The organism is Streptomyces sp. NPDC005485, from assembly GCF_040606085.1.
Lineage (GTDB): Bacteria > Actinomycetota > Actinomycetes > Streptomycetales > Streptomycetaceae > Streptomyces.
Map to the genome: position 1 here is coordinate 1 of NZ_JBEXDZ010000160.1, position 22,564 is coordinate 22,564.

Consider the following 22,564-nt stretch of genomic DNA (forward strand, 5'->3'; position numbering starts at 1 on the left):
TGGTGTCGTCCACGACATCCCACTCACCGTCGGCGAGCGCCGCGAGCCCGTCCGGCGTGGTGCGGTCGCCGAGCAACGACCGCACACCCGCCGGAGGTTCGTGCCGGCCCCGGTGGAAGACGGTCACGTCCCAGCCCCTGGCGAGGGCCGCCTCGACGACGGCAGGCCCCACGAACCCCGTACCGCCCAGCATCAGAAGTCTCATACGCCGACTCTGCCCGGACGCCGGGCGGCACGGAACGGGGTTCTGCTGACAGAAGATCCGCCGAGGCCGGCGCGACGGTCAGCGCCCGGTCGGCGGCGCGTACTTGTAGCCGACCCGGCGCACCGTCTGGATCGTCTGCCGGTGCTGCGCGCCGAGCTTGCGCCGCAGCCGCGCGACATGGACGTCGACGGTCCGGCCGTCGCCCACGTGCCCGTAGCCCCACACCGTGGTGACCAACTGGTCCCGGGTGTGCACCCGGTGCGGGTGCGCGACGAGATGCGCGAGCAGCTCGAACTCCAGGTAGGTGAGGTCGAGCGGAACCCCGTCGACCCGGGCGGTGCGCCGCACGGTGTCGACGTCCACGAGCGGGTCATCGCTGTCGGCGGCCTCCGGCGACCCGGGTGCCTCGGGCAGGTCGGGGACGCCGAACGGCAGCAGGGTCTGCTGGTCGGCAGGTACGAGCACCAGGTAGCCGATCATCGGCGGCCGGCCCGGCAGTACCGGCAGGGAGTGCTGGGGTGCGGGCAGCCAAGTGGCGCCCGGCGGAAGGAAGTCGGCGACATCGACCACCTCGTCCCGGTCCACGGCGCGCAGTCGGTGGCGTCCGGAGACGGCAGGTGCGGCGGGGGCGGGGGCGGTCGCGACGGACGAGAAGGAACGGGGGTTCGCCATGAGAGGTCAGCTCTTTCGCGCGAGGAGTTCGTCGGGAGAGCCGACGACCGCGAGTTCGTGGTCGGGGTCGTCGGGGACGTACGTCGTGCGCGCGGGCCGAAGGCCGGGGGTGTACGGCTTTAGAGGGCCGGCGCGTTCATCGCGCGACAACACACCCGGTCGAAGTCGTGGTGCTGACGGGAAGGCCAGAACGGCTCAAGGTCATGGCGACCCGTCGCGGTGCGGTTCTGGAAGCCGGTCATGAGCCCATTGAAGCAGAAGCGGGAGCCGGACAGGAGAGTCCTCTCACTGGTCGGACGCCCTTGGACGCCGACAACGCGAAGGGGCGCCCACCACAGCGGTGGACGCCCCTCGGGGAAGTGCGGTGCGGATCAGACCTGACCGGCCTTCTCCAGCGCGGTGCAGCAGGTGTCGACGATCAGCCGCGTCACGACGTACGGGTCGACGTTCGCGTTCGGACGGCGGTCCTCGATGTAGCCCTTGCCGTCCTTCTCGACCTGCCACGGGATACGGACCGAGGCGCCGCGGTTGGAGACGCCGTAGGAGTACTCGTTCCACGGGGCGGTCTCGTGCAGGCCCGTCAGGCGGTCGTCGATGCCGGCGCCGTAGTTCTTGACGTGGTCCATCGGCTTGGAGCCCTCGCCGAGCGACTCGCACGCGGTGATGATCGCGTCGTAGCCCTCGCGCATCGCCTTCGTGGAGAAGTTGGTGTGCGCGCCCGCGCCGTTCCAGTCGCCCTTCACTGGCTTCGGGTCCAGCGTCGCGGAGACGCCGAAGTCCTCGGCGGTGCGGTAGAGCAGCCAGCGCGCGACCCACAGCTGGTCGGAGACCTCCAGCGGCGCCAGCGGGCCGACCTGGAACTCCCACTGGCCGGGCATGACCTCGGCGTTGATGCCGGAGATGCCGAGGCCCGCGGCGAGACAGTTCTCCAGGTGCGCCTCGACGACGTCACGGCCGAAGATCTCGTCCGAGCCGACACCGCAGTAGTAGCCGCCCTGCGCGGCCGGGAAGCCGCCCTCGGGGAAGCCGAGCGGGCGCGCGCCCTTGAAGAAGGTGTACTCCTGCTCGATGCCGAAGATCGGCTTCTGGGAGCCGAACCTCTCCTCGACCTCGGCCAGCGCGGCACGCGTGTTGGACTCGTGCGGCGTCATGTCGATGTTGAGGACCTCGCACATGACGAGGACGTCGTCGCCACCGCGAATCGGGTCCGGGTAGACGGCGACCGGCTTGAGTACGCGGTCCGAGGCGTGCCCCTCGGCCTGGTTCGTGGAGGACCCGTCGAAGCCCCAGATCGGCAGCTCGGCACCCTTGGCGTCGTCGCTCAGTATCTTCGTCTTCGAGCGGAGCTTGGCCGTCGGCTCGGTGCCGTCGATCCAGATGTACTCAGCCTTGAAGGTCACGGGGCCACATCCTTCGGGGTGGGTCTATGCGCACTTGCGGGTGCTGCGGCGCTACGGCACTGGGGCACCGCCGGGGTTACCCGCACCCTGTCAACGGGCGGTTTCCCGATCATTGCTCGAATGTGAACCCCGTGTTACCTGGTGCCGGTGTGCTGCGACTCACTCACTGAGAGCGGGCACGCCTGTGTCCGCGCTGTGCGAAGAAGCCGTTCGCAGATGCAGAGCGCGAAGCGGCGAGACGGCTTGTGTCCGTGGGCGGGCGCTCGTATGCGATGGGGTTGCGGGGGCCGACGGGACCGACCGGAGTCGGCGGAGGTCGGCGCGGCCCACGCGGGTCACTGGCGGCTCATGAGCCTTCGGCCCCGACTTCCGCTGCTCCTGCTCCTGCGTCTGCGCCTTCGCCCTCGCCGTCGGACGCCGCGGCTTCCCGTACGCCGGCCAGGAAACCGCGCACCGCCGCAAGCTGCCGCTCGTCGTATCCGTCGAGCAGTTCCATGGACCGGCCGATCAGCGGCCCGAAGAAGTCCCACCCCAGCGCGACCGCCCGCTCGTCGACCTCGACGAGCACGCGCCGCCGGTCCCGTTCGTCCCGTACGCGCCGCACATGCCCGGCCCGCTCCAGCCGGTCGACGAGCGCCGTGGTCCCGGCCGAGTTGAGCCCGAGCAGCGAACCGAGCCGCCCTGCGGTCATCGCCGTACCGTCCCGGCGGGCGTCCATGAGTGCGATCAGAGCCCGTACGTCGGTGGGGTGCATGCCGTTGAGCTGTGCGAACCGGGCGCTGTGCAGGCCGAGTTCGACGGCCGCCGCGCGCAGCAGATGAACGATCTCCATCCGCGATTCCTGGTTCGTCATGCCCGGCCTCCGTTAGTATCTCGCTCACCGTGTATCTCGCTCACCGAGATAATAGGGGAGAGTGACATGAGCGTTCGCAGCACGTACGACGCGGCCGGGTTCGGGGCGGCGTACGAGAAGGTCATGGCCGGGTGGCCGGCGGACCGGGAGGCGGTGACGGTCGCGACGCCGTTCGGCGCGACGCGGGTGAACGTGTGCGGTCCGCACGACGGGCCCCCGCTCCTGCTCCTGCCCGGCGGCGACGGCGGGACCTCGGCCTCCTGGTCCGCCCAGGCCGCCGCCCTCGCCCGCACACACCGCGTCCACGCCGTCGACCTGATCGGCCGCCCGGGCCACAGCGTTCCGGCCACCGACCGCCCCCTGCGTACGGTGGCCGACCTGACGTCCTGGCTGGACGCGCTGCTCGACGGCATCGGCGCCGATACCGTCGACCTCGGCGGGCACTCCTACGGCGGCTGGATCGCCCTCCACTACGCACTGCACGCGCCCACCCGCGTTCGCCGCCTGTTCCTCCTTGATCCGACCGGGTGCTTCGCCGGATTCAAGGCGGCGTACCTGACGCGCGCCCTGCCGATGCTGCTGCGGCCCTCGCCCGCACGGGTCCGGGCCTTCCTGGAGTGGGAGACCGGGGGAGTACCCCTGGACCCCGACTGGCTCCGACTCCAGGAAGCGGCCGCCGGCTACCCCTCCGTGAAGCCGGTGACCGGTCCGCGACCGGCGCGCGAGGCGCTGCGCACGCTCGACATGCCGGTCCTGCTGCTTCTGGCCGGAAACAGCAGGACCCATGACGCTCGCCGCGTGGCGACCCGGGCGGCCGGGATGCTGCCGCGAGCGGAGACCGACGTCCTGCCGGGCGCCTCCCACCACTCACTGCCGCACACCGTGCCGCCCGGGCTCAATCGCCGCCTGGCGGACTTTCTCGGCCGGTGAGTGTCACCCCACCTTCTCGATCAGGGCCCGGCGGATCAGGAACTTGCCGGGCTCCCGGACCTGCTCGAAGGCCGCGTTGTTGAGCAGCGCGCAGCTTCCGGAGGTCGAAGTGACCTCCACCGTCGTGGACTTGTTGTTGTCCAGGTTGGTGACCCGCAGCTTCGTTCCCTTCGCGAACTGGTTGCTGGACGCGGCCGGGGCGCCGCCCTCGCCGGAGAGGGTGACAGTGGAGCCGTTGCAGACCTGCTGACCGCTCGCGGCGCCGCCGTTTGCGTTCCCGTTGTTCGCGGGAGCGGTCTGGGCCGGGGCCGTCTGGGCGGGATTCGTCTGGGCGGGCGCGGTCTGTGCAGGTGCGGCGGTCGAGGGCTGCGTGGCCTGGGAGTCCTGAGCCGACTCCCCAACCGTGCACCCGGACGCCTTCTGCTGCACCTTGATCTGGGCGATGACCGCCTCGCGGTTGGCGATCCGCGCCTGCGACTGGGCGTCGGGCGTGGCCCGTTGACCGTCGATGAACTTCTGGTTGTTGCCGAGCGCGGTGGCCAGTCCCAGGCAGACGGTCGAATCCTGCGAGCTTTTGGTGACCGGCGCCGCGTTGGAGGTGGCCGCCATGGCGAACGCACCACCACCGGCCACCGCCGCGGCACTGACCAGCAGCGCGAGCTTCTTCTTGGGACTGAGAGTTCTCCTACGCGACATGCGCGCCTCCTGTCCCCGGCCGCCACCGTTGGCGGCCGGACGCGTTCCGTACGCCGCTATGTACGAGATACCGAACAGAGTTACTCAAGAGTTTCAGGAGTCGCTCAAGTAACGTAGGTCACAGGAGAGTTGAAGATCGTCGGCCGCCCCGACGAGCCGACGAGTCGACGACCGAACCGATCACCGTCCCGACTACCGGGACATGGCCTCCCGTACGGCTTCCTCCGTGCGGCCCACGACCGCCGTGCCGTCCTGCGCGGTGATGATGGGCCGCTGGATCAGCTTGGGGTGCTCGGCCAACGCCCGCACCCACCGCTCGCGCGCATCGTCGTCCCGGGCCCACTCCTTGACACCGAGCTCCTTGGCGACGGCCTCCTCGGTGCGTGTGATGTCCCACGGCTCCAGGCCGAGCCGCTCCAGCACCTCGCGGATCTCGTCCTCGCTCGGTACGTCCTCCAGGTACCGGCGCACGGTGTACGAGGCGCCTTCGGCGTCCAGCAGGGTGAGGGCGCTGCGGCACTTCGAACAGGCCGGGTTGATCCAGATCTCCATGTCGCACACGTTACGTGAGACCCCTCTGCTCCCGGGTGTCACGGCCCCCTGAAAGCCCTTGTGGCCAGCGGCTTTTGTCAGTGCCTGGCAGTAGAATAGAAGCAGTGTTCGAGGGTGTCGCCGGGTGGTCCGGACGGCGCCCTGACCGCGACAGGAGGATGCCTGTGCCCGCTGCCGCACTGAAGCCGAAGCCGACCCAGTCCACGTCCAGGAGGGCGGTCCTGCTGGACCTGCCGTACGAGCCGGTCGAGAAGCGTCCGCTGCCGCCGGGGCGGCCTCGTGACTGGTACGTCACGCACAACCGCCGCCTCAAGGCGATGCGGCTTGCCATCGCTCTGCTCGACACCGGGGTGTATGTCCCGAACCAGGCTCGCAACGAGACGATACGCAGTACCGCGGAGCTGATCGGTGTCCATCCGCCGTCGGACACCACCTGCCACATGGTCCGCGCCCTGCTGCGCTACTCCCGCTGAGCCCCCTCCGCCGGGCCCCTCCTCCAGAGGCGCCCGGCGGACCAACAACCTCACCCTCGTTCGAACGCTCACCCCGGGGTGGGTCACGCAGCCCGGCGTTCACGGGGTGCCGCTGCGCCCACCCGTGCCGCCCCTATCGGCACGATTGCCCGCAGAAACGTGGCTCCGCCGGCCCCCCCGGCGTCACACGCACCCCCTGCGACAGGCGCCCCCGCCCCACCTCAAGACCCCACCCCCGCAACCAACTCCCGCTCCAGCGGAGTCCGGAACCGTGGAGTGACCCGCGTCGCCCCCACCCACCCCGCCAGCCGAGCAGCCTCCGCAGAGATGGCCGCCTCTGCTTCCCGGCCGACCCCCGCCGCATCAAGGAGCCGCCACACGATCTCGCCGTCGGCCCGCTGCGCCCATCCGCCGACCACGCGACCGTCCCACCACACCGTGGGCCCCACGTTCCCGCTGCCGTCGAACAGGGAACCCCGCAGAGAGGGTGCCAGGAACCAGTCGCGGTCCTGCCACCCCATGGCCGTGGGGTCGAGCCCGGGCAGCAGCGCGGCCCAGGGCTCGGCGGGCCCCGCGACCGGCTCGGCGTCGCCCTCCGCGACGTACCCCGTCACCCCACCGTCGAGCGAGACGGCCACCGCCCCCACGGCGGCCAGCGCACGCCGTACCTCCGTAACCCGCCACCCCGTCCACCACTTCAGGTCCGCCTCGGTCGCGGGCCCGCACGCGGTCAGCCATCGCCGCAGCAGCTCCGACTGCGCCTCGCCGACGGGCAGTTCGGGATGCGGCGGAGCCACCGCCCAGCGGAACTGGGTAGAGGTCCACGACCCCAGCGGACGCCCCCGCACGACCCGCCCCTCGACGCCGAGCACCCGCATCAGCCTGGACGACACGGATTGCGGGCTCTCGTAGCTCTTGCCGGCGCCGTAGGTGAACTGCTCCCTCAACCGCGGCTCGTCCTCGGTGAGTTCGTTCACCGTGGCCTGCCCGCGCCGGGCCAGCGCGGCGAGCGCGGACGTCTCCACCTCCGCGAGCCACTCCGGGGTCAGCCGCCCGCCGCTGCCGGTCACGATGTCCTTCAGCAGCCCGGCACGGGCCTTCGCGGCGATGGCGAGCCCGGTCGACGCGTGCACGACGGCGGCCAGTTCGGTCGGGAAGACGAACACGGTGTGCCGCATGCCGTGCATCCGCACCAGCGTCCGGTCCTCGTAGAGCGCCCGCTCGACCTCCGTCACGGTCTTGCCGGGCTCGGCGAGCCGCGCGCCCACCGCCAGGTACACCGTCGCCGGATCGGTCCCGTGCAGCGCGACCAGCGACGCGGCGACGTCCTCGGGGCCCGCCGCTCGTGCCGCCCCCGCGAGCCGCTGCCGCAGCGCGAGCCGCCCCCGCCGCTCCGCCACCCCCACGTGCCGCTGCTTCCCACTCACTCAGCCACCACCTGTTTTGTCACCTTCGCATCTCCCACCGAATGCACTCTCATCGAACGCCCTCCCGCCCGTCCCGTCACCCGATCGCCGTACCCGGCATGCGCACCACCCACCCCACCACCTTGACTGATACGACCAGGGAAGGGCGGTAACGGCGGCAGAGGCGGGAACCCCATGACGAACGGCCGGCGATACACGAGACCGACCCCATGACGACCCCCACCGACCGAGCCGCCCAGGGAAAGGCCGCCCGCAAGCGCGTCCCCCGTTCCGCCCACGGCACCTGGATACCGTCCGTGGACCGCCCCGACCCCGTCGCCGTACTGGAACGGCAGGGCAGGGACCGCCTCCAGGAGCTGCTGCCGATCCGCTACGGCCGGATGGGCGCCTCCCCGTTCGCGTTCCTGCGCGGAGCCGCCGCCGTCATGGCGGAGGACCTCGCCGCGCAGCCCCACACGGGCCTGACCGTGCAGCTCTGCGGCGACGCGCACCTGCTCAACTTCGGCCTGTACGCCTCCCCGGAACGCAATCTGCTCTTCGACCTCAACGACTTCGACGAGACGTATCCGGGCCCGTTCGAATGGGACGTGAAACGGCTCGCGGCCAGCGTCGCGGTGGCGGCGCGCGAGAACGGGCACTCGGACAGCCAGGTGCACCGCGCGGCGCGGGAGGCGGCGGCCGCGTACCGCAAGAGCATGCGGCGGCTGGCCGGACAGGGCGAACTGGCCGTCTGGTACGAGCGCATCGACACCGACCACCTGCTCCCGCTGGTCCGCGCCGGCCACCGTCGCAGGCGCGTGGAGTCGACGCTCACCCGCGCCCGCCGCCGTACCAGCCTGCACGCGCTCGGGAAACTCACCGAGACCGTCGACGGCCGGCGCCGTATCGTCCACGACCCGCCGCTGCTGGAACCCGCCGGAGCCCCCGACATGGCGGTGCTCCGCAAGAGCTTCAGTGACTACCGCTCCACCCTCTCCGAGGAGCGCCGCCTGCTCCTGGACCGCTACCGCTTCGTGGACGCGGCCCGCAAGGTCGTCGGTGTGGGCAGCGTCGGCACCCGCTGCTTCGTCGTGCTGCTCACCGGACGGGACGCGGACGACCCGCTGTTCCTGCAGATCAAGGAAGCGCGCCGGTCCGTACTGGAAGCGCATCTGCCGACCGGCCCGTACGTCCATCCCGGGCACCGCGTGGTCGCGGGTCAGCGGCTGCTGCAGGCGGCGAGCGACATCTTCCTCGGCTGGATGACCGGGCCGCAGGGCCGGGCGTTCTACTGGCGTCAACTGCGCGACATGAAGGGCTCGGTGGACGTCGCGGGCATGACGCCGGACCGCCTCGTCCAGTACGCCCGGCTCTGCGGCACCGCCCTGTCGCGCGCGCACGCCCGCTCGGGCGACCGGATCGCCGTCGCCGCGTACCTGGGCGGCGCCGACACCTTCGAGTGCTCCGTCGCGGACTTCGCCCTGCGGTACGCCGACCAGAACGCCGCGGACCACGCGACGCTGGGCGCGGCGGTGGCGGCTGGCGTGGTGACGGCGGCACCGGGTGTGTGAGCCGCTCCGGTCACCGGGCAGTCGGGTGGACCACGTGGGCGACCGCGTGAACCGCGTGGGCGGCGCTACGCTCCGTACATGACGGCTGAAACGTCCGATCCGGGTCAGGCGGAACAGTACGCGGTGGTGGCGATCGCCTCGTCCGCGGGCGGCATTCACGCACTGATCGAGGTGCTCGGCGCCCTCGACGCCGACTTCCCGGTCCCGGTGCTCGTCGTCCAGCATCTCGATCCGCGCCACCGCACGGTGATCGCGGAGATCCTCGCCCGTCGCACCCCGCTCGACGTGAAGCTCGCGGAGGCCGGTGAACGCGCCGCCCCGGGCACCATCTACATCGCGCCGCCCAACCGTCACCTCCTGGTGAGCGCGGACGGTGTGCTGACCTTGTCCGACAGCGAACTCGTCCACTTCGTGCGCCCCTCCGCCGACCTCCTCTTCGAGTCCCTCGCGGGCGCCTTCGGGCCCCGCGCGATCGCCTGCGTGCTGACCGGCTCGGGCAGCGACGGAGCGATGGGCGTGGATGCCGTGAAGTCGCGCGGCGGCACCGTCATCGCGCAGGACCCGGCCTCGGCGGAGTTCAGAGGCATGCCGGAGGCAGCCGTGGGTACGCGAGCAGTGGACTTCGTGCTACCTCTGGAGGAGATCCCCGCGGTGATCCGCGGGCTGGTGGAGACCGAGAGGCAATGAGGCGGTAATGAGTTACGTGCAGGAAGTCGAATCGGACGAGGAGTTGGAGAGTCTCCTCGGCTTTCTGCGGGACGCGCGCGGATTCGACTTCACCGGCTACAAGCGATCCACGCTGGGGCGGCGCATCCGCAAGCGCATGGCCGAGGTGGACGTCGCCTCGTACCCCGACTACCGCGACCGCCTGGAGACGGACTCGGGTGAGTTCAACGCCCTCTTCAACACCATCCTGATCAACGTCACCTCCGTTTTCCGCGACCCCGACGCCTGGACCTTCCTGCAGCGCGAGGTGGTCCCCGAGGTCATCGCGCAGCGGGAGCCCGACGAGGAGATCCGGGTGTGGAGCGCGGGTTGCTCCAGCGGCGAGGAGGCGTACTCGCTGGCGATCATGTTCGCGGAGGCCCTCGGCAACGAGGAGGCCATGAGCCGCGTCAAGATCTACGGTACGGACGTCGACGAGGAGGCCCTCAGGGAGGCCCGCTCGGGTCTCTACTCGGCCAAGGCCCTCGAACCGCTCTCCGTGGAGTTGCGCGACAAGTACTTCGAGTGCAACGGCGCCCGGTTCAGCTTCCGCTCCGATCTGCGCCGCCGGGTCATCTTCGGCCGTCACGACATCACCCGCGACGCCCCGATCTCCCGGCTCGACCTGCTGGTCTGCCGCAACACGCTGATGTACTTCAACGTCGAGGCGCAGACGCAGATCATCGACCGTTTCCACTTCGCACTGCGCGAGGACGGCTTCCTCTTCCTCGGCAAGGCCGAAATGCTGCTCAACGACTCGGACAGATTCGATGTGGCGAGCATGCGGCAGCGGGTGTTCCGCCGCCGTCCGGGGGCCGGGGGACCGCCGTACCCGCCGAGCACGGTGAAGATCAGGGCGGGCATGGGTGCCGAGCTGCAGACCGCGGTCCGCACCCGCCACCTGCGCGACCTGATCCTCGACGCGATTCCGGGCGCTGTGCTGGCCATCGACGCCGAGGGCATGGTGGTCCTCGTCAACGGCCATGCCCGCACACAGTTCGGTCTCGCCGAGGGCGATCTCGGGCGCCCCTTCCAGGACCTGGAGATCTCCTACCGGCCGGTGGAGCTGCGCTCGCTGATCGAGCAGGCCACGCACGAACGCCGCACGCTGCGGATCAACGCCGCCGAGCGCCACATCGGCGAGGAGGTCCAGAACTTCGACATCCTCATCCAGCCGCTCATCAGCCCCACCGGCCTGCCCATCGGCACCACCGTCACCTTCACCGACGTCACGGTCGCGACCCAGCTCAAGGCCGAGGTCAAGCGGGTACGGGAGGACCTGGAGACGGCGTACGAGGAACTCCAGTCCACCAATGAGGAGTTGGAGACAACGAACGAGGAACTTCAGTCCAGCATCGAGGAACTGGAGACCACCAACGAGGAACTCCAGTCCACCAACGAGGAGTTGGAGACGACCAACGAGGAACTCCAGTCGGGCAACGAAGAACTGGAGACCATGAACGAGGAGATGCGGGTCCGCACCGAGGAGCTGGACGAGACCCGCGCCTTTCTCGACGGCGTGCTGTCCAGCATCGGGGCCGGAGTCGTCGTCCTCGACCGGGACCTGAAGGTCAAGAGCTGGAACACCGGTGCCATCGACATGTGGGGCCTGCGCTCCGACGAGGTTCTCGACCAGTCCTTCTTCGGCCTCGATTTCGGACTGCCCGCGGAGGCGCTGCGCGATGTGATCCTCAAGTGCCTCGACACCGGGCAGCGCGCCGTTCCCCTGTACGTCGCGGCCGTGAACCGGATCGGCAAGACTCTGACCTGCGCCGTTCGCTGCAGCCCGTACGAGGGGCATCGCGGCGGCGTGGTCCTGCTGATGGAAGAGAGCCGGAACGGCGCTTCCGGATGACCCGGCCGGGCGTACGATGCGGGCATGTACTCCAGTGGGAGTTCATCACACTCTGAATCGGCGTCGGTGGTCCGGCGCCGGGCCGCTCTCGCACGTGAGCGCGAGGCGCGGGAGATCGACGCGGCCGAGCGCCAGGAACGGCTGGCCAAGGTCACCGGAGTGGCCCTCCATGTACGCCTCGCCGGAGTGCATCGCAGGTCGGCGGCCTGCCACCGCACCGCGGCCGAGCTGCATGAGGACTATGCCCGCCTGCTGGCCTCCTGGGAACGAGGCCGCGGGGCGCCGCCCCGCTTCATGACCGGAGTCGCCGCGGCCTGCGGTACGCGGAGCGCGGCCGTCACCTTCACGGGTTCCGACCACAGTCAGCTCGCGGTTGCCGCGTCGAATGATCAGGCCCGTGCCGCACAGGAACTGGAGTTCGTCCTCGGGGAGGGGCCGACCAGGGACGCCATGGTCCGGCACCGCACGGTGAAGGCGTCCGGAGCGCTGCTGCGCGCCCGCTGGCCCGGGTACGGGCCCGAGGCCGAGGAGCTGGGGATCAAGGAAGTGGTCGCCGTGCCGCTCACACTGCGGGACAGCTGTCTCGGCTCCCTGACCGTCTTCGACCCGGGTCCCGGCCTCACGGCCGACTTCGCGGACATCGCCGAGGCGCTGACGCGCACCATGGTCTCCGGCCCGCAGGCCGATCCCGAGTTCTACGGAGGCGTCGACCATCGCGCCGTCGTCCACCAGGCGGCCGGCATGGTCTCCGTCCAGGCGGCCTGTCCGGTGGCCGACGCCCTGGAAATCATCAAAGCCCGTGCCTTCAGCGAGGGTGAACCCGTGCAGGACGTGGCGGCGCGCATCGTCCACGGAGAGCTGCGTCTCGGCTGAGCCTGCGGCGGCGTCCACTCCCCGAGACGAGGTGTCCGATCCTCCGAACGGCTCACCCCGGGGGCCGGAAGTGGAGAAACTGGGCACAAGAACCGGAACTTCTGCGAGTGGCAGACATCCGAAAGGAGCGGGAGCCTCATGACCACGCCCTTTGCGCCGCAGCGGCTGGCGCGAGCGTTTGTCGAACTCGCCGGCGCAACCCTGGGCGAACCCTCCGACCCGTCCCGCGTGCTCGCGACGCTGGCGTCCCACGGCACGGACCTGCTGGGCTGCTGCGCGGCGATGGCCCGATACGCTCCCGACGGGCCGGACTTCGCGCAACTGGCGGGCACGGACGAGCGGTTGCGGCAACTGGAGCAGGACGCCCTGCAGTGGGGCGAGGGGCCCGGGCACGATGCGCAGACCACCGGCCGCACGGTGCCGGACGCGGCCATCGACGGCGACCATGGAACCGGGAGAGCCTGGCCGCGCTACGCACCGCGCGCCCTGGCCCTCGGCTACCGCAGAGCCGCCGCCTTCCCGATGATCACCGACACCGGTGGCGAGGAGGCCGCGGGAGCTCTGGTCCTCCTCTGCACCTCCGATGAGCCGATCTCCGCCGAGGTGCTGGACCTCGGCCAGTCGCTCACCGACGCCGCCGCCTTCGCCCTGGCCCAGGAGCGCGAGGTGCGTGAGAGCCGCGCCCTGGCCGAGCAGCTGGGGCAGGCCCTGACCAGCCGGGTCGTCATCGAACAGGCCAAGGGTGTGCTCGCGGCCGGCCTCTCCGTCTCCGTCGACGACGCCTTCGCCCGCTTGCGCGGCCATGCCCGCGCACACCGGCGCCGCCTGCCGGAGGTGGCCCAGGAGGTGGTCGACGGCCGGCTGGACCTGACAGGGGACGAGGACCTGTCGGCCGCAAGGCGACAGCCGGCAGGCCGCAGGACGACCGCTAACCGGCCGGAACAGGAAGGCGGTCGCTGAGCACGGTGTCCACGAACCGGCGCCGGTCGTCGGCGTGTTCGTACAGCCACAGGCCCACCATGTGCTCCGCGTCCGGCAGTTCGAACCGGGTGAACCGGGCGCGGGCGCTGAGTGAGTCCTGCACGGCCTCGGTCACGGCGGGCGGGATGACGGCGTCCGTACCCGGCACGGCCAGCACGGCGCGTCCCGCGTACGTTCGCAGTACGTCGAGCGCCGGAGCCGCGCGCCAGCTGTCCGGCGTACGGATGATGTCGCTGAACCGCCCCTGTCCGTCACCGAACTTCACCGGCCAGGCCTCGGCCGCGTACACGGCGGGTGCGCACAGTCCGAGTGCCGCCACCCGCTGCCCGTAGTGGCCGGCGAGGTCGGCGACGGTCTGGCCGCTCATGCTGAACCCGACAAGGATCAGCGGCCCCCCGGCCGTGACCCGGGCGTCGATGACGGCGACGGCCTGCTCGAAGCGCCGTCGCAGACTCAACTCGCCCAGCGCACCCGAGCTTTCGCCGTGTCCCGAGAAGTCGAAGGCGATGCCCCGGCAGCCGCGGGCGACGAAGTCCTGGAGCAGCGGGATCAGCCGCTCCTTGCTGCCGATGCCCGCGCCGTGCAGCAGGACGACGGTGGCCGCCCGGCCACCGTCGTCGTCACCGCTGTCCACCCCTTTGAGTAGTTCACCGTCGTGGGCGTGCGCGAAGGAGAAGAGCTCACTCATGAGCCCATTCACTCATGCCTTCGGTGCCTGTGCGGCGGCGATCGCCTCGCGCAGCGCGTCCTCCTGCTCCTGGCTCAGTGACGTCTGCACCAACTGGCCGCCGTATGCTGCGAGTTGGGGGATGACCTTGTCGCCGGCCGCCTGCTTGACCAGGAGGAAGAGCGCGGCGGCGCCGGGGCGCAGGTTCTGGCTGAGGTCCTTCATGAAGTCGTCGTTGATGCCGGTGTCCGTGACCGCGCCCCCGGCGGCACCGGCCGCGGCGCCCACCGCCGCGCCGAGCAGCGGCGCCAGGAAGAGCAGCCCGATGACCCCGCCCCACAGTGCGCCTCCGGCCGCGCCCGTCGCCGTATGGTTGACGGCCTGGTGCAGTTTGATCTTCCCGTCCGCGTGCCGTTCGACGACCACCGCGTCCTCCAGCTCGACGAGGTGCTCCTTGGTCAGGGCGAAGACCTTCTCGCGCACCTGGTTGGCGGTGGCGAGGTCGTCGTAGGCGACGACGAAGAGATTGCTCATGCGGGACACCCCTTATGTCGGCTTTGTGTCAACCTATAGCGCTCCGGGAAAGGGTGCAGCCGGGGAAAACGAGGTGCGCGGATCCGGGCGCCGTCCCTACGCTGAAAGCACGCTCCAGAGCTTCCGGGGACCGCTTCCCGCCGGACAGGCATCAGTTGGCGGTCTCGGGGCTACTCTCTACGCACCGACGGACGGTCGCCCACCCCCAGCGCCCCGTCGGTACATCATCAAGACCAGTCGTCCACGCTCCCAAGGAGTCCCGTCATGGGCACCTTGTTCATTTCCGCGACCGTGATCCTCGTTCTCTTAGGGTTCAACAACCACGTCCTCTGGCTCGCGGCGGCAGCAGTCCTCTTCCTGTACACCCGCTACGGCCGCACCGGGGGCAGCGGTGCGGCGGCACCCTCGTCAGGAGGCGGGGGCGCGTCGGGACCGGCGATGCCCTCCAGCTATCGCGCGTACCGCGACCGCCGCGACCGGCAGGCCAGGTGGGAGCGCCGCTACCGCCGCGAACGCCCCCTGGAGGCCCGCCGCCAGGACCGCACGTAGTAACCCCTCGTCAGGGGCCTGAGGGCAGCAGGGGCCGTACGGCCTCACAGTCCCGGCGCGCCCCAGATCGGGAACCAGCGGCTCAGGTCCTGCTCGATCCGCAGGTCATCGGCGAGCACCGCCTTGACCTGCAGTTCGAGTGCGTTGTCCCGCCGCTGGTTCCCCTCGGGCACCGGGGCGAAGGGGTAGAACGTGCCGCGCTTGTAGAGGTAGACGAGCCCGAGCCGCCGCCGTGCGCCGGCCGGGCCCGTCTCGAAAGCCGCCACCGAGCAGAGCAGCTGCGGCCCGAAGCCGCTGCCCTCCAGCGCGCTGTTGACCGCGTGCAGATCGCTCACCAGGGCGGGCAGGTCGTCGGGCGCCCGGCGCGAGACCAGCCATGAGTACCCGTACTCGTCCCGGTCGACCTGCACCGGTGGCCCGGTCCGCTCGGCGTCCGCGTCGAGCAGCGCCTGCACCTCCTCGTGCGCCTGGGCGAAGGCCTGGCCCTCGACGCTCGCGAAACACACCGCACCCGTGCCGGTCGGCGTGAAGCCGGCGGCGGCCTCCAGGGTCACCGCGGCCGACGGCAGCCCGAAGAGCTGGTCGAGGTCCGGCTGGGCGGGGCGCGTACGGCCGAGCAGAATGTCCAGGAACCCCATGCTCAGCCGGCCTTCCCGGGCGCGGCAGCCTCACCCAACTCGGCCGAGATGTGCGCGAGTTGATCGAGCCGCTGCTCCAGGCTCGGGTGGGTGGAGAAGTACCGCTCGATGCCGGGCGTCCGGCCCAGGGCGGGCGTGAAGTAGAAGGCGTTGAAGGCCTGCGCCGTGCGCAGGTCCTTCGTCGGGATCCGCGCGATGTCCCCGGACACCTTGGTCAGCGCGGAGGCCAGCGCCGAGGGCCGCCCGGTAAGCATGGCCGCGGCCCGGTCGGCGGCCAGCTCGCGATACCGGGACAGCGCCCGGATCAGCAGGAAACTGAGCGCGTACACGGCGGCCGAGACCGCCATCACGACCATGAAGACCGCCATCGTGTTCTGGTCCTTGCGGCCCCGCCCGCCGAACAGCTGCGAGTAGAACGCGAACCGCACGATCAGCCCGGCGATCACCCCGAGGAACGACGCCACGGTGATCACGGCGACATCCTTGTGCGCCACGTGCGACAGCTCGTGCGCGAGCACACCCTCCAGCTCGTCCGGCTCCAGCCGGCGCAGCAGCCCCGTGGTCACGCACAGCACCGCGTGATCGGCGTTGCGTCCGGTCGCGAACGCGTTCGGCATGTCCACGTCGGAGACGGCGACGAGCGGCTTCGGCATGTCGGCGACGGCACACAGCCGGTCGACGACGCCGTGCAGCTGCTCGTACTCCTCCCGCTCCACGATCCGCCCGTGCATCGCGTACAGCGCGATCCGGTCGGAGAACCAGTACTGCGCGCCGAGGAACGCCGCCGCGACGACCACGACCAGCACCCAGGACTTCAGCAACACGATCAACGCGGCGACGAAGGCCACGTACAGCAATCCGAGCAGGAACAGCGTGACCGTCATGCGCACGGTCAGTCGCGGATCGCTCCGGAACCGGTTCTGCATCTGCACCACCCCGCGGTATCACTCCGCACTCGGGCACTCGTCCCGATGTCCAGTGTGCACCTGCGGTCTCCCATGAACCGGTCCCGTTCGGCCCCAAGCCGAGCAAAGAAAGACCCTTGCGCGGTACGGCGAAGGCCGCCACCCCACAAAGGGGCGGCGGCCTTCGGCAGTGCTGACGGGCGAGTCGGCTCACACGTCGAAGAAGTGATGGTGCGGCGCCGCTACCTCGGAGCCTTGTTCTTGGAGTCGTTCTGACCAGCAGGAATGCCGTCGTTGTCTGTCATTGTTCGTGGTCGTCGACCACCCCCGGACGGCCCAGCGACGGCCCGGCGGCCGCTCACACCGGCACGCTTGCAGCGGGCTCCGTCCGCCATGCGTGGCCTGCGGTTCTCCCCGCGTCTGTCGCTGCTGGGGGACAACTGGGGGAATCCGGGCCTCCTACCTGACACGTCAAATTCCGCCGTCACGACCCAGAGTGATCGCTCGACAGAACTGATGGCAGTTCAGCCCGTCTCGGCCTCCCGAGGCGGGCTGCGCCTTTCATCCATCCGATCGGCTACGGCTTCGCAGAAGTTCACGAGGCCTGGCATCGTTCAGCTACAGCCGAGCCACGACCCCTTCGTCGCGAAGGTGATCAGGCCCCTTCTCGCCTTGTCCTTGATCAAGTGGACGGCTCCGCACCGAGCGTCTTGGCCTCCGACTCGATCGCGATGCCGACCCAGGTGCGAAGTGCGCTGGCGTGCTCCTGGATCAACGACATCCGGGCTTCCCATTCGGCCCCGGCTTTGTGATTCGGGTGCGTTGTGATCTGTCCTGCGTGCTTGCGGTAGATGAGGCCGACGTCGCCGATGAACCATCCGTCTGACAGAGCATCGAGCCCCAGCAACAGGCCCGTGTCACCGGAAGCCGGCAGGGCCATCCATCCGCCGAGGAGCGCCAGGAGCGGGCGCCGAACGCATAGCGTGGCCGGATGAACGTGAGGTCGCCGATGTTCAGCCCAGAATCCATACGCGCTCCCTTGCGAGAGGGATCCGGGGTCTGGGTCACCGTCAAACGAGACGGTGCTCCCGTCCTCCAGAAGGTCGACCACTCGCGAGGTGGTCCAGCCCACCGAGGGGTGCTCCTCCAGCACAGCGATGTCGCGCGCCAGAACTCCGGGAGTGAGTTGGTCGTCGGCGTCGAGATTCTTTACGTAGAGGCCGGTTGAACGGGCAAACGCCATGGTCCGTGCCACGTGAGGTCCGCCGCGTCGAGATGCTGAGATGCGAATGCGCTGATCGTCCGATGGAAGGTGACGTGCGGCCTGGATATCGCTTCCGTCCTCCTGCACGCACCATTCCCATGACCAGCCGTCGGGAAGATCTTGGCGGCGGAGAGATGCGTACGCGTCTGAGAGGAACTGCGCCCCTGCGCCATGTACCGGTGTAACGATCGAAATGACGTTGCTCATGAGGGCTCTCCGGTGGCTGTCATTCCCTGCGACGGACTCCAGCGCCACCCGAGGCTCCGAATTGCCTCCAACCGCGGCAGAAGAATCTCATCCAGGTCCAAACACGCGGACACACACCATGCCGCGTCGCGGTTTTGCGTCAACGTGTTGATGGCACTCGCGAGCGCACCGGGAGGCAGCAGGTCATCCGCGTCCAGGGCGCGAACCAGCTCGCCCCTCACGCGAGCCATCGCCATGGAGCGGGTCATTGCCGCACCGCCGTTTCGACCGGTACCTGTGGAAATTTGGTCGTCAGCAGGGAGGACCGAAGCGAGGAAGCCAGTCCTGCCGTCCTCCTGCACGATCCATTCCCCATCCCACCCCGAGGGCATGGCCTGAGAGTGCAGCGACTCGTACGCCTCAAGGAGGTAGTCCTGTCCCTCGTTCTGGACGGGGGTCACGATGCTGATGAGAGGCATTAATTCCAACGCTCCAGCTGTGTGGTGTAGATCAGCTCGATGCGATCTGCGGGAAATGGGATGTCGGTAACCTCGACGGGTCTGCCTTCCGTCGAATGACTGATCTTCCGAATCCTGAGGACCGGGACACCCGGCGGGATATCGAAATCCAGGACCTCTTCGGGCGTCGGCATACTGGACGTTACGTGATCAACGATCCTGTCCAGTTCCACTCCAACCGTGTAGAGCTGGTGCATGGTGCCTCCTGGCCACGGTTCACGGGTTGGGTCCAGTAGGTCAGGGTTGCCACTCGCCAAGTCGTATGGGATATAGCTGATCGAGCGGCTGGCACCTGCGTTCTGGGCATGGCGCCTGGTGTAGGTGCGGCGCAGCACCCGGGTTCCGGCGGGCAGTTCCAGGGCATCGCAAATCTCTGGCGGCGCCTCGATGACCGCGTATTCTGCGCTGTCCTCATGCAGGTCTTGCAAAGCGATGCCTGAGCCGGCCTCGGATACCCCCGCGTCTGAGCGCTCGGATTCCGGTAGCCGGACCGCTCCTTTCTCGGAGTGATACCGGGTGTTCTGGCGCCTTTGGTGTGGTGGAGGTATGCGCACCCAGGTGTTTCCGCCTGCGAGCCCAGAGAGGACGCCAGCCGCTTTGAGGCTCACGACGGCCTTGCTGGCGGTGTTCTTGTTGACGCCATGCTCCTCGGCCAGGGCGGCGATCGTGGGGATCTGGTCCCCGGGACGCAGGGATCCGCTCTCGATCTGCGCCAGGAGCGCGACGACGACTTTCCGTGCGCCGCCGGCGGGGCCCGTCATGGGCTTGGTCATGGGCTCACCCTCGCAGATCCAACACAGCGAAGCAACACCTTCCTAGGAAGGTGTTGACGGCGCCGCCGGTCCATGCCAGTCGTCGGCCGGCAAGGAGACGTTCAGGGAGTTCGCCACTCAGTGGCTCGCATCCCAGACCACGGACCCTTCCACCATCGTGAACATGGAGCTGAGGTTCCGGCTGCATGCCTTCCCCTACATCGGTTCTCGCTCCCTGAACGCCTTCCGACCCGCCCATATCTGCACATGGGCACGGGCTCTCGCAGACTCCGGGACGGCAGCGTCGTATCAGCGGACGATCTTCGCGAATGTCTCTGCTGTGTTCGGCGCCGCAGTGGACGACGGCATTCTGACCCGGAACCCCTGCCGCGCGGGCTCAGTGCGGGCGCCCAAGCTGGACCCGCGGAAGATCAAGCCGTGGACGCTTGCCCGGGTGGTCGCGGTCCGGGACGGACTCCCAAGCCAGTACGCGCCGACGGTCGATGTCGGTGCCGGGTGCGGTCTACGGCAGGGCGAGATTTTCGGGCTTGCCGTAGACGAAGTCGATTTCGTCGGGGGAGCGGTGCACGTCGTGCGACAGGTCAAACTGGTCGGCCCGCGGATGGTGTTCGCCCCGCCCAAGGGCGGCAAGCTGCGAGACGTGCCACTGCCCGACGTGGTGTCGGATGCGCTTGCCGCGCACATCACCCGCCGGCCCACTATCGACGTCACTTTGCCGTGGAAGACTCCGGACGGGCCGCCGGTCACAGCGAAGTTGGAGCGGGTGCCTGGACAGCGGTTCAAACCGTCGCGTGAGCACGGCATGCACGCCTTGCGGCACTACTACGCGTCGGTGCTGCTGGACTCGGGAGAGAACATCAAGGCCCTGGCCGAGTACCTGGGGCACTCCGACCCGGGATTCACCCTCCGGACCTACACGCACCTCATGCCCAACAGTCGGGACCGCGCCCGCAGGGCCATCGACGCTGCCTTCGGTGTACGCGATGCGGTCACCGGGCCTGGCGAAGCCGATGCGCTGACCTGAGCGACAGACGGGGGCCGTAGCTCTCGACAGTCGTTCGCGGCGCAGGGCCCGAAACAGGCCGTCGGCCGTGCCCTTCCGGTGAGGAAGGACACGGCCGACGGCCCACACACGGCCCAGGGGAGCGGAAACCCGCTCTGACCTGGGGCGATATCACACGTCGAAGTACAGCTCGAACTCGTGCGGGTGCGGACGCAGCTGCAGCGGCGCGATCTCGTTGGTGCGCTTGTAGTCGATCCACGTCTCGATCAGGTCGGACGTGAAGACGTTGCCCGCGAGCAGGAACTCGTGGTCGCGCTCCAGCGAGTCGAGCACGCCCGGCAGCGAGGTCGGGACCTGCGGGACACCCGCGTGCTCCTCGGGAGCCAGCTCGTAGAGGTCCTTGTCGATCGGCTCGGCCGGCTCGATCTTGTTCTTGACGCCGTCGAGGCCGGCCATCAGCAGCGCCGCGAACGCGAGGTAGGGGTTGCCGGAGGAGTCGGGCGCACGGAACTCGACGCGCTTGGCCTTCGGGTTGGAGCCCGTGATCGGGATACGCATGGCCGCGGAGCGGTTGCGCTGCGAGTACACCAGGTTGACCGGCGCCTCGAAGCCCGGCACCAGACGGTGGTAGGAGTTCACCGTCGGGTTGGTGAAGGCCAGCAGCGACGGGGCGTGCTTGAGGATGCCGCCGATGTAGTAGCGGGCGGTGTCCGACAGGCCCGCGTAGCCGGCCTCGTCGTAGAACAGCGGGTCGCCGTTCGCCCACAGCGACTGGTGGACGTGCATGCCCGAGCCGTTGTCACCGAAGATCGGCTTCGGCATGAAGGTCGCGGTCTTGCCGTTGCGCCAGGCGACGTTCTTCACGATGTACTTGAAGAGCTGGAGGTCGTCGGCCGCGGCGAGCAGCGTGTTGAACTTGTAGTTGATCTCGGCCTGGCCGGCGGTGCCCACCTCGTGGTGCTGGCGCTCGACCTGGAGGCCGGACTTGGCCAGCTCCAGGGAGATCTCGGCACGCAGGTCGGCGAAGTGGTCGACCGGCGGGGTCGGGAAGTAACCGCCCTTGTAGCGGACCTTGTAGCCGCGGTTGTCCTCCAGCGCACCGGTGTTCCAGGCGCCCGCCTCGGAGTCGATGTGGTAGAAGGACTCGTTCTCGGCGGTCTTGAAGCGCACGCTGTCGAACACGTAGAACTCGGCCTCGGGGCCGAAGTACGCGGTGTCGGCGATACCGGTGGACGCGAGGTAGGCCTCGGCCTTCTTCGCCACGTTGCGCGGGTCACGGGAGTACTGCTCGCCCGTGATCGGGTCGTGGATGAAGAAGTTGATGTTGACCGTCTTGTCGCGGCGGAAGGGGTCGACGCGCGCGGTGGACAGGTCGGCGCGGAGCGCCATGTCGGACTCGTGGATGGCCTGGAAGCCGCGGATGGAGGAGCCGTCGAAGGCCAGTTCCTCGGTCGGGTCGAAGGCCTCGGCCGGGATGGTGAAGTGCTGCATCACACCCGGAAGGTCGCAGAAGCGGACGTCGACGAACTTGACGTCCTCATCCGCGATGAACTTCTTGGCCTCGTCGGCGTTCTGGAACATCCAGCTCCTCCTACTCCCGCCCACTGGGACCGGGGTGGTAGTTCGTTCGTGCGGCCAGTGCGGTGGCACACGCTGGACCCGACCATAGGGACGGCGGATTTCTCAAGCGTGACCCATTTGTTTCGCCCAAGTTAACCGACCCGGGTCTCCGGGGCCCCACCTGTCCGCATGGCAAAACGGGCGCAGTACCGTGGACGGGTGGACAACAGGCAAGCAATTGGATCGTGGCTCTCCGGACCCCGCGCGGCCGCGGAGGACGCCGGGGTCGACTTCGGCTACCGCGGCGAACAGCTGGGCCTGCCGGAGCAGGGACCGGGATCGATCGCCCGCCCGGGACGGCGGCTCGGCGCCCTCGTCGTCGACTGGGGCCTGTGCGTGCTGATTGCATCCCGGCTCATCACGCACGGCTACGACCAGGCGGCCTCCAACTGGGCCCTGCTCATCTTCTTCGTCCTCGGCGTGCTCACCGTCGGCACGGTCGGCTTCACCCCGGGCAAGCGCCTGTTCGGCCTGCGGATCGTCCCGGAGGGCGGCGGCCGACTGAACCCGCTGCGCGCCCTGCTGCGCACCGTGCTTCTCTGCCTCGCCGTCCCGGCCCTGATCTGGGACCGCGACGGCCGCGGCCTGCACGACCGGCTGGCCCGCACGATCGAGGTCCGCATCTGAGTCTCTCCGTCGTACGACGAAGGGGGCGCCCCCGGGGTAAGGGCGGCGCCCCCGGCCGCGGAACGCACGGTGGGGGGCGGGGCGCCGGCCCGGCGCCCCCCCCGCGCC

At 69.5% G+C, this 22,564-nt stretch carries 26 protein-coding genes; 10 read left to right on the top strand and 16 right to left on the bottom strand.

Annotated features, from left to right (window positions below; all coding sequences use genetic code 11):
• The 5 genes from ABZS97_RS35995 to ABZS97_RS36015 all read right to left on the bottom strand — a co-directional run.
• On the bottom strand, nucleotides 1-205 hold a 205-nt coding region (locus ABZS97_RS35995), incomplete at its 3' end, for an NAD-dependent epimerase/dehydratase family protein (RefSeq protein ID WP_356144878.1).
• Between the two features lie 78 nt (nucleotides 206-283).
• Nucleotides 284-877 carry a winged helix-turn-helix domain-containing protein gene (locus tag ABZS97_RS36000; protein ID WP_356144880.1) on the bottom strand — a complete coding sequence of 198 codons (594 nt, stop codon included), beginning with the start codon at nucleotides 875-877 and terminating at the stop codon, nucleotides 284-286.
• A 6-nt stretch (nucleotides 878-883) separates the two neighbouring features.
• On the bottom strand, nucleotides 884-1,027 hold the full coding sequence (locus ABZS97_RS36005; protein ID WP_356144882.1) for a hypothetical protein: 144 nt from the start codon (nucleotides 1,025-1,027) through the stop codon (nucleotides 884-886).
• Between the two features lie 221 nt (nucleotides 1,028-1,248).
• On the bottom strand, nucleotides 1,249-2,277 hold the full coding sequence (glnII, locus tag ABZS97_RS36010) for a glutamine synthetase (RefSeq protein ID WP_356144884.1): 1,029 nt from the start codon (nucleotides 2,275-2,277) through the stop codon (nucleotides 1,249-1,251).
• A 346-nt stretch (nucleotides 2,278-2,623) separates the two neighbouring features.
• Nucleotides 2,624-3,130 (bottom strand): MarR family transcriptional regulator, encoded by a 507-nt coding sequence (locus ABZS97_RS36015; protein ID WP_356144886.1) that lies wholly within the window; start codon nucleotides 3,128-3,130, stop codon nucleotides 2,624-2,626.
• A gap of 66 nt (nucleotides 3,131-3,196) precedes the next feature.
• Between ABZS97_RS36015 and ABZS97_RS36020 the strand changes: the two genes are divergently transcribed.
• Nucleotides 3,197-4,060, top strand: coding sequence for an alpha/beta hydrolase (locus ABZS97_RS36020; RefSeq protein ID WP_356144888.1), 864 nt, complete (start codon nucleotides 3,197-3,199; stop codon nucleotides 4,058-4,060).
• Between the two features lie 3 nt (nucleotides 4,061-4,063).
• Here ABZS97_RS36020 and ABZS97_RS36025 read toward each other — a convergent pair whose 3' ends face one another.
• Entirely contained in the window at nucleotides 4,064-4,756 is a 693-nt protein-coding gene (locus ABZS97_RS36025; RefSeq protein ID WP_356144890.1) for a hypothetical protein, read from the bottom strand.
• A 192-nt stretch (nucleotides 4,757-4,948) separates the two neighbouring features.
• A complete protein-coding gene (locus tag ABZS97_RS36030; protein WP_356144892.1) occupies nucleotides 4,949-5,308 on the bottom strand; it encodes an arsenate reductase family protein in 360 nt (119 codons plus the stop codon).
• Between the two features lie 164 nt (nucleotides 5,309-5,472).
• Here ABZS97_RS36030 and ABZS97_RS36035 point away from each other — a divergent pair, with 164 nt between their 5' ends.
• Nucleotides 5,473-5,781 (top strand): hypothetical protein, encoded by a 309-nt coding sequence (locus ABZS97_RS36035; RefSeq protein ID WP_356144894.1) that lies wholly within the window; start codon nucleotides 5,473-5,475, stop codon nucleotides 5,779-5,781.
• A gap of 221 nt (nucleotides 5,782-6,002) precedes the next feature.
• Here the strand turns inward: ABZS97_RS36035 and ABZS97_RS36040 are convergent, their stop codons facing one another.
• Nucleotides 6,003-7,208 carry a winged helix DNA-binding domain-containing protein gene (locus ABZS97_RS36040; RefSeq protein WP_356144896.1) on the bottom strand — a complete coding sequence of 402 codons (1,206 nt, stop codon included), beginning with the start codon at nucleotides 7,206-7,208 and terminating at the stop codon, nucleotides 6,003-6,005.
• A 209-nt stretch (nucleotides 7,209-7,417) separates the two neighbouring features.
• Between ABZS97_RS36040 and ABZS97_RS36045 the strand changes: the two genes are divergently transcribed.
• The 5 genes from ABZS97_RS36045 to ABZS97_RS36065 all read left to right on the top strand — a co-directional run bounded on the left by ABZS97_RS36045 (nucleotide 7,418) and on the right by ABZS97_RS36065 (nucleotide 13,151).
• Nucleotides 7,418-8,758: a DUF2252 domain-containing protein gene (locus ABZS97_RS36045; RefSeq protein WP_356144898.1), complete on the top strand. Its 1,341-nt coding sequence runs from the start codon at nucleotides 7,418-7,420 to the stop codon at nucleotides 8,756-8,758.
• Between the two features lie 78 nt (nucleotides 8,759-8,836).
• A complete protein-coding gene (locus tag ABZS97_RS36050) occupies nucleotides 8,837-9,445 on the top strand; it encodes a chemotaxis protein CheB (protein WP_356144900.1) in 609 nt (202 codons plus the stop codon).
• A 7-nt stretch (nucleotides 9,446-9,452) separates the two neighbouring features.
• Nucleotides 9,453-11,318 carry a CheR family methyltransferase gene (locus ABZS97_RS36055; RefSeq protein WP_356144902.1) on the top strand — a complete coding sequence of 622 codons (1,866 nt, stop codon included), beginning with the start codon at nucleotides 9,453-9,455 and terminating at the stop codon, nucleotides 11,316-11,318.
• Nucleotides 11,319-11,342: 24 nt separating this feature from the next.
• Entirely contained in the window at nucleotides 11,343-12,191 is an 849-nt protein-coding gene (locus ABZS97_RS36060) for a GAF and ANTAR domain-containing protein (RefSeq protein ID WP_356144904.1), read from the top strand.
• Between the two features lie 138 nt (nucleotides 12,192-12,329).
• On the top strand, nucleotides 12,330-13,151 hold the full coding sequence (locus ABZS97_RS36065) for a GAF and ANTAR domain-containing protein (RefSeq protein ID WP_356144906.1): 822 nt from the start codon (nucleotides 12,330-12,332) through the stop codon (nucleotides 13,149-13,151).
• On the opposite strand, the gene ABZS97_RS36070 is transcribed toward ABZS97_RS36065, so the two are convergent.
• On the bottom strand, nucleotides 13,120-13,860 hold the full coding sequence (locus ABZS97_RS36070) for an alpha/beta fold hydrolase (protein ID WP_356144908.1): 741 nt from the start codon (nucleotides 13,858-13,860) through the stop codon (nucleotides 13,120-13,122). The genes ABZS97_RS36065 and ABZS97_RS36070 overlap by 32 nt on opposite strands.
• Nucleotides 13,861-13,872: 12 nt before the next feature.
• On the bottom strand, nucleotides 13,873-14,373 hold the full coding sequence (locus ABZS97_RS36075; protein ID WP_356144910.1) for a DUF1269 domain-containing protein: 501 nt from the start codon (nucleotides 14,371-14,373) through the stop codon (nucleotides 13,873-13,875).
• 264 nt (nucleotides 14,374-14,637) lie between these two features.
• Here ABZS97_RS36075 and ABZS97_RS36080 point away from each other — a divergent pair, with 264 nt between their 5' ends.
• Nucleotides 14,638-14,922 carry a hypothetical protein gene (locus tag ABZS97_RS36080; RefSeq protein ID WP_356144912.1) on the top strand — a complete coding sequence of 95 codons (285 nt, stop codon included), beginning with the start codon at nucleotides 14,638-14,640 and terminating at the stop codon, nucleotides 14,920-14,922.
• Nucleotides 14,923-14,966: 44 nt separating this feature from the next.
• Here the strand turns inward: ABZS97_RS36080 and ABZS97_RS36085 are convergent, their stop codons facing one another.
• From ABZS97_RS36085 to ABZS97_RS36105, 5 genes are all read right to left on the bottom strand, one after another.
• On the bottom strand, nucleotides 14,967-15,560 hold the full coding sequence (locus ABZS97_RS36085) for a hypothetical protein (protein ID WP_356144914.1): 594 nt from the start codon (nucleotides 15,558-15,560) through the stop codon (nucleotides 14,967-14,969).
• Nucleotides 15,561-15,562: 2 nt separating this feature from the next.
• Nucleotides 15,563-16,486, bottom strand: coding sequence for a zinc metalloprotease HtpX (htpX, locus tag ABZS97_RS36090; protein WP_356144916.1), 924 nt, complete (start codon nucleotides 16,484-16,486; stop codon nucleotides 15,563-15,565).
• A gap of 661 nt (nucleotides 16,487-17,147) precedes the next feature.
• A complete protein-coding gene (locus ABZS97_RS36095; protein ID WP_356144918.1) occupies nucleotides 17,148-17,936 on the bottom strand; it encodes a glycosyltransferase in 789 nt (262 codons plus the stop codon).
• Nucleotides 17,933-18,394, bottom strand: a complete 462-nt coding sequence (locus tag ABZS97_RS36100) for a glycosyltransferase (RefSeq protein WP_356144920.1) — start codon at nucleotides 18,392-18,394, stop codon at nucleotides 17,933-17,935. The genes ABZS97_RS36095 and ABZS97_RS36100 overlap by 4 nt, the downstream gene beginning before the upstream one ends.
• Entirely contained in the window at nucleotides 18,394-19,206 is an 813-nt protein-coding gene (locus ABZS97_RS36105) for a GntR family transcriptional regulator (protein ID WP_356144922.1), read from the bottom strand. The genes ABZS97_RS36100 and ABZS97_RS36105 overlap by 1 nt, the downstream gene beginning before the upstream one ends.
• A 157-nt stretch (nucleotides 19,207-19,363) precedes the next feature.
• On the opposite strand from ABZS97_RS36105, the gene ABZS97_RS36110 reads away from it, so the two are divergent.
• Complete coding sequence (locus tag ABZS97_RS36110; protein WP_356144924.1) at nucleotides 19,364-20,230, top strand: site-specific integrase; 867 nt, start codon at nucleotides 19,364-19,366, stop codon at nucleotides 20,228-20,230.
• A gap of 150 nt (nucleotides 20,231-20,380) precedes the next feature.
• Here ABZS97_RS36110 and glnA read toward each other — a convergent pair whose 3' ends face one another.
• On the bottom strand, nucleotides 20,381-21,790 hold the full coding sequence (gene glnA / locus ABZS97_RS36115; protein ID WP_356144926.1) for a type I glutamate--ammonia ligase: 1,410 nt from the start codon (nucleotides 21,788-21,790) through the stop codon (nucleotides 20,381-20,383).
• 198 nt (nucleotides 21,791-21,988) lie between these two features.
• Here glnA and ABZS97_RS36120 point away from each other — a divergent pair, with 198 nt between their 5' ends.
• Nucleotides 21,989-22,456 (top strand): RDD family protein, encoded by a 468-nt coding sequence (locus tag ABZS97_RS36120; RefSeq protein WP_356144929.1) that lies wholly within the window; start codon nucleotides 21,989-21,991, stop codon nucleotides 22,454-22,456.
• The last annotated feature ends 108 nt before the right edge of the window (nucleotides 22,457-22,564 follow it).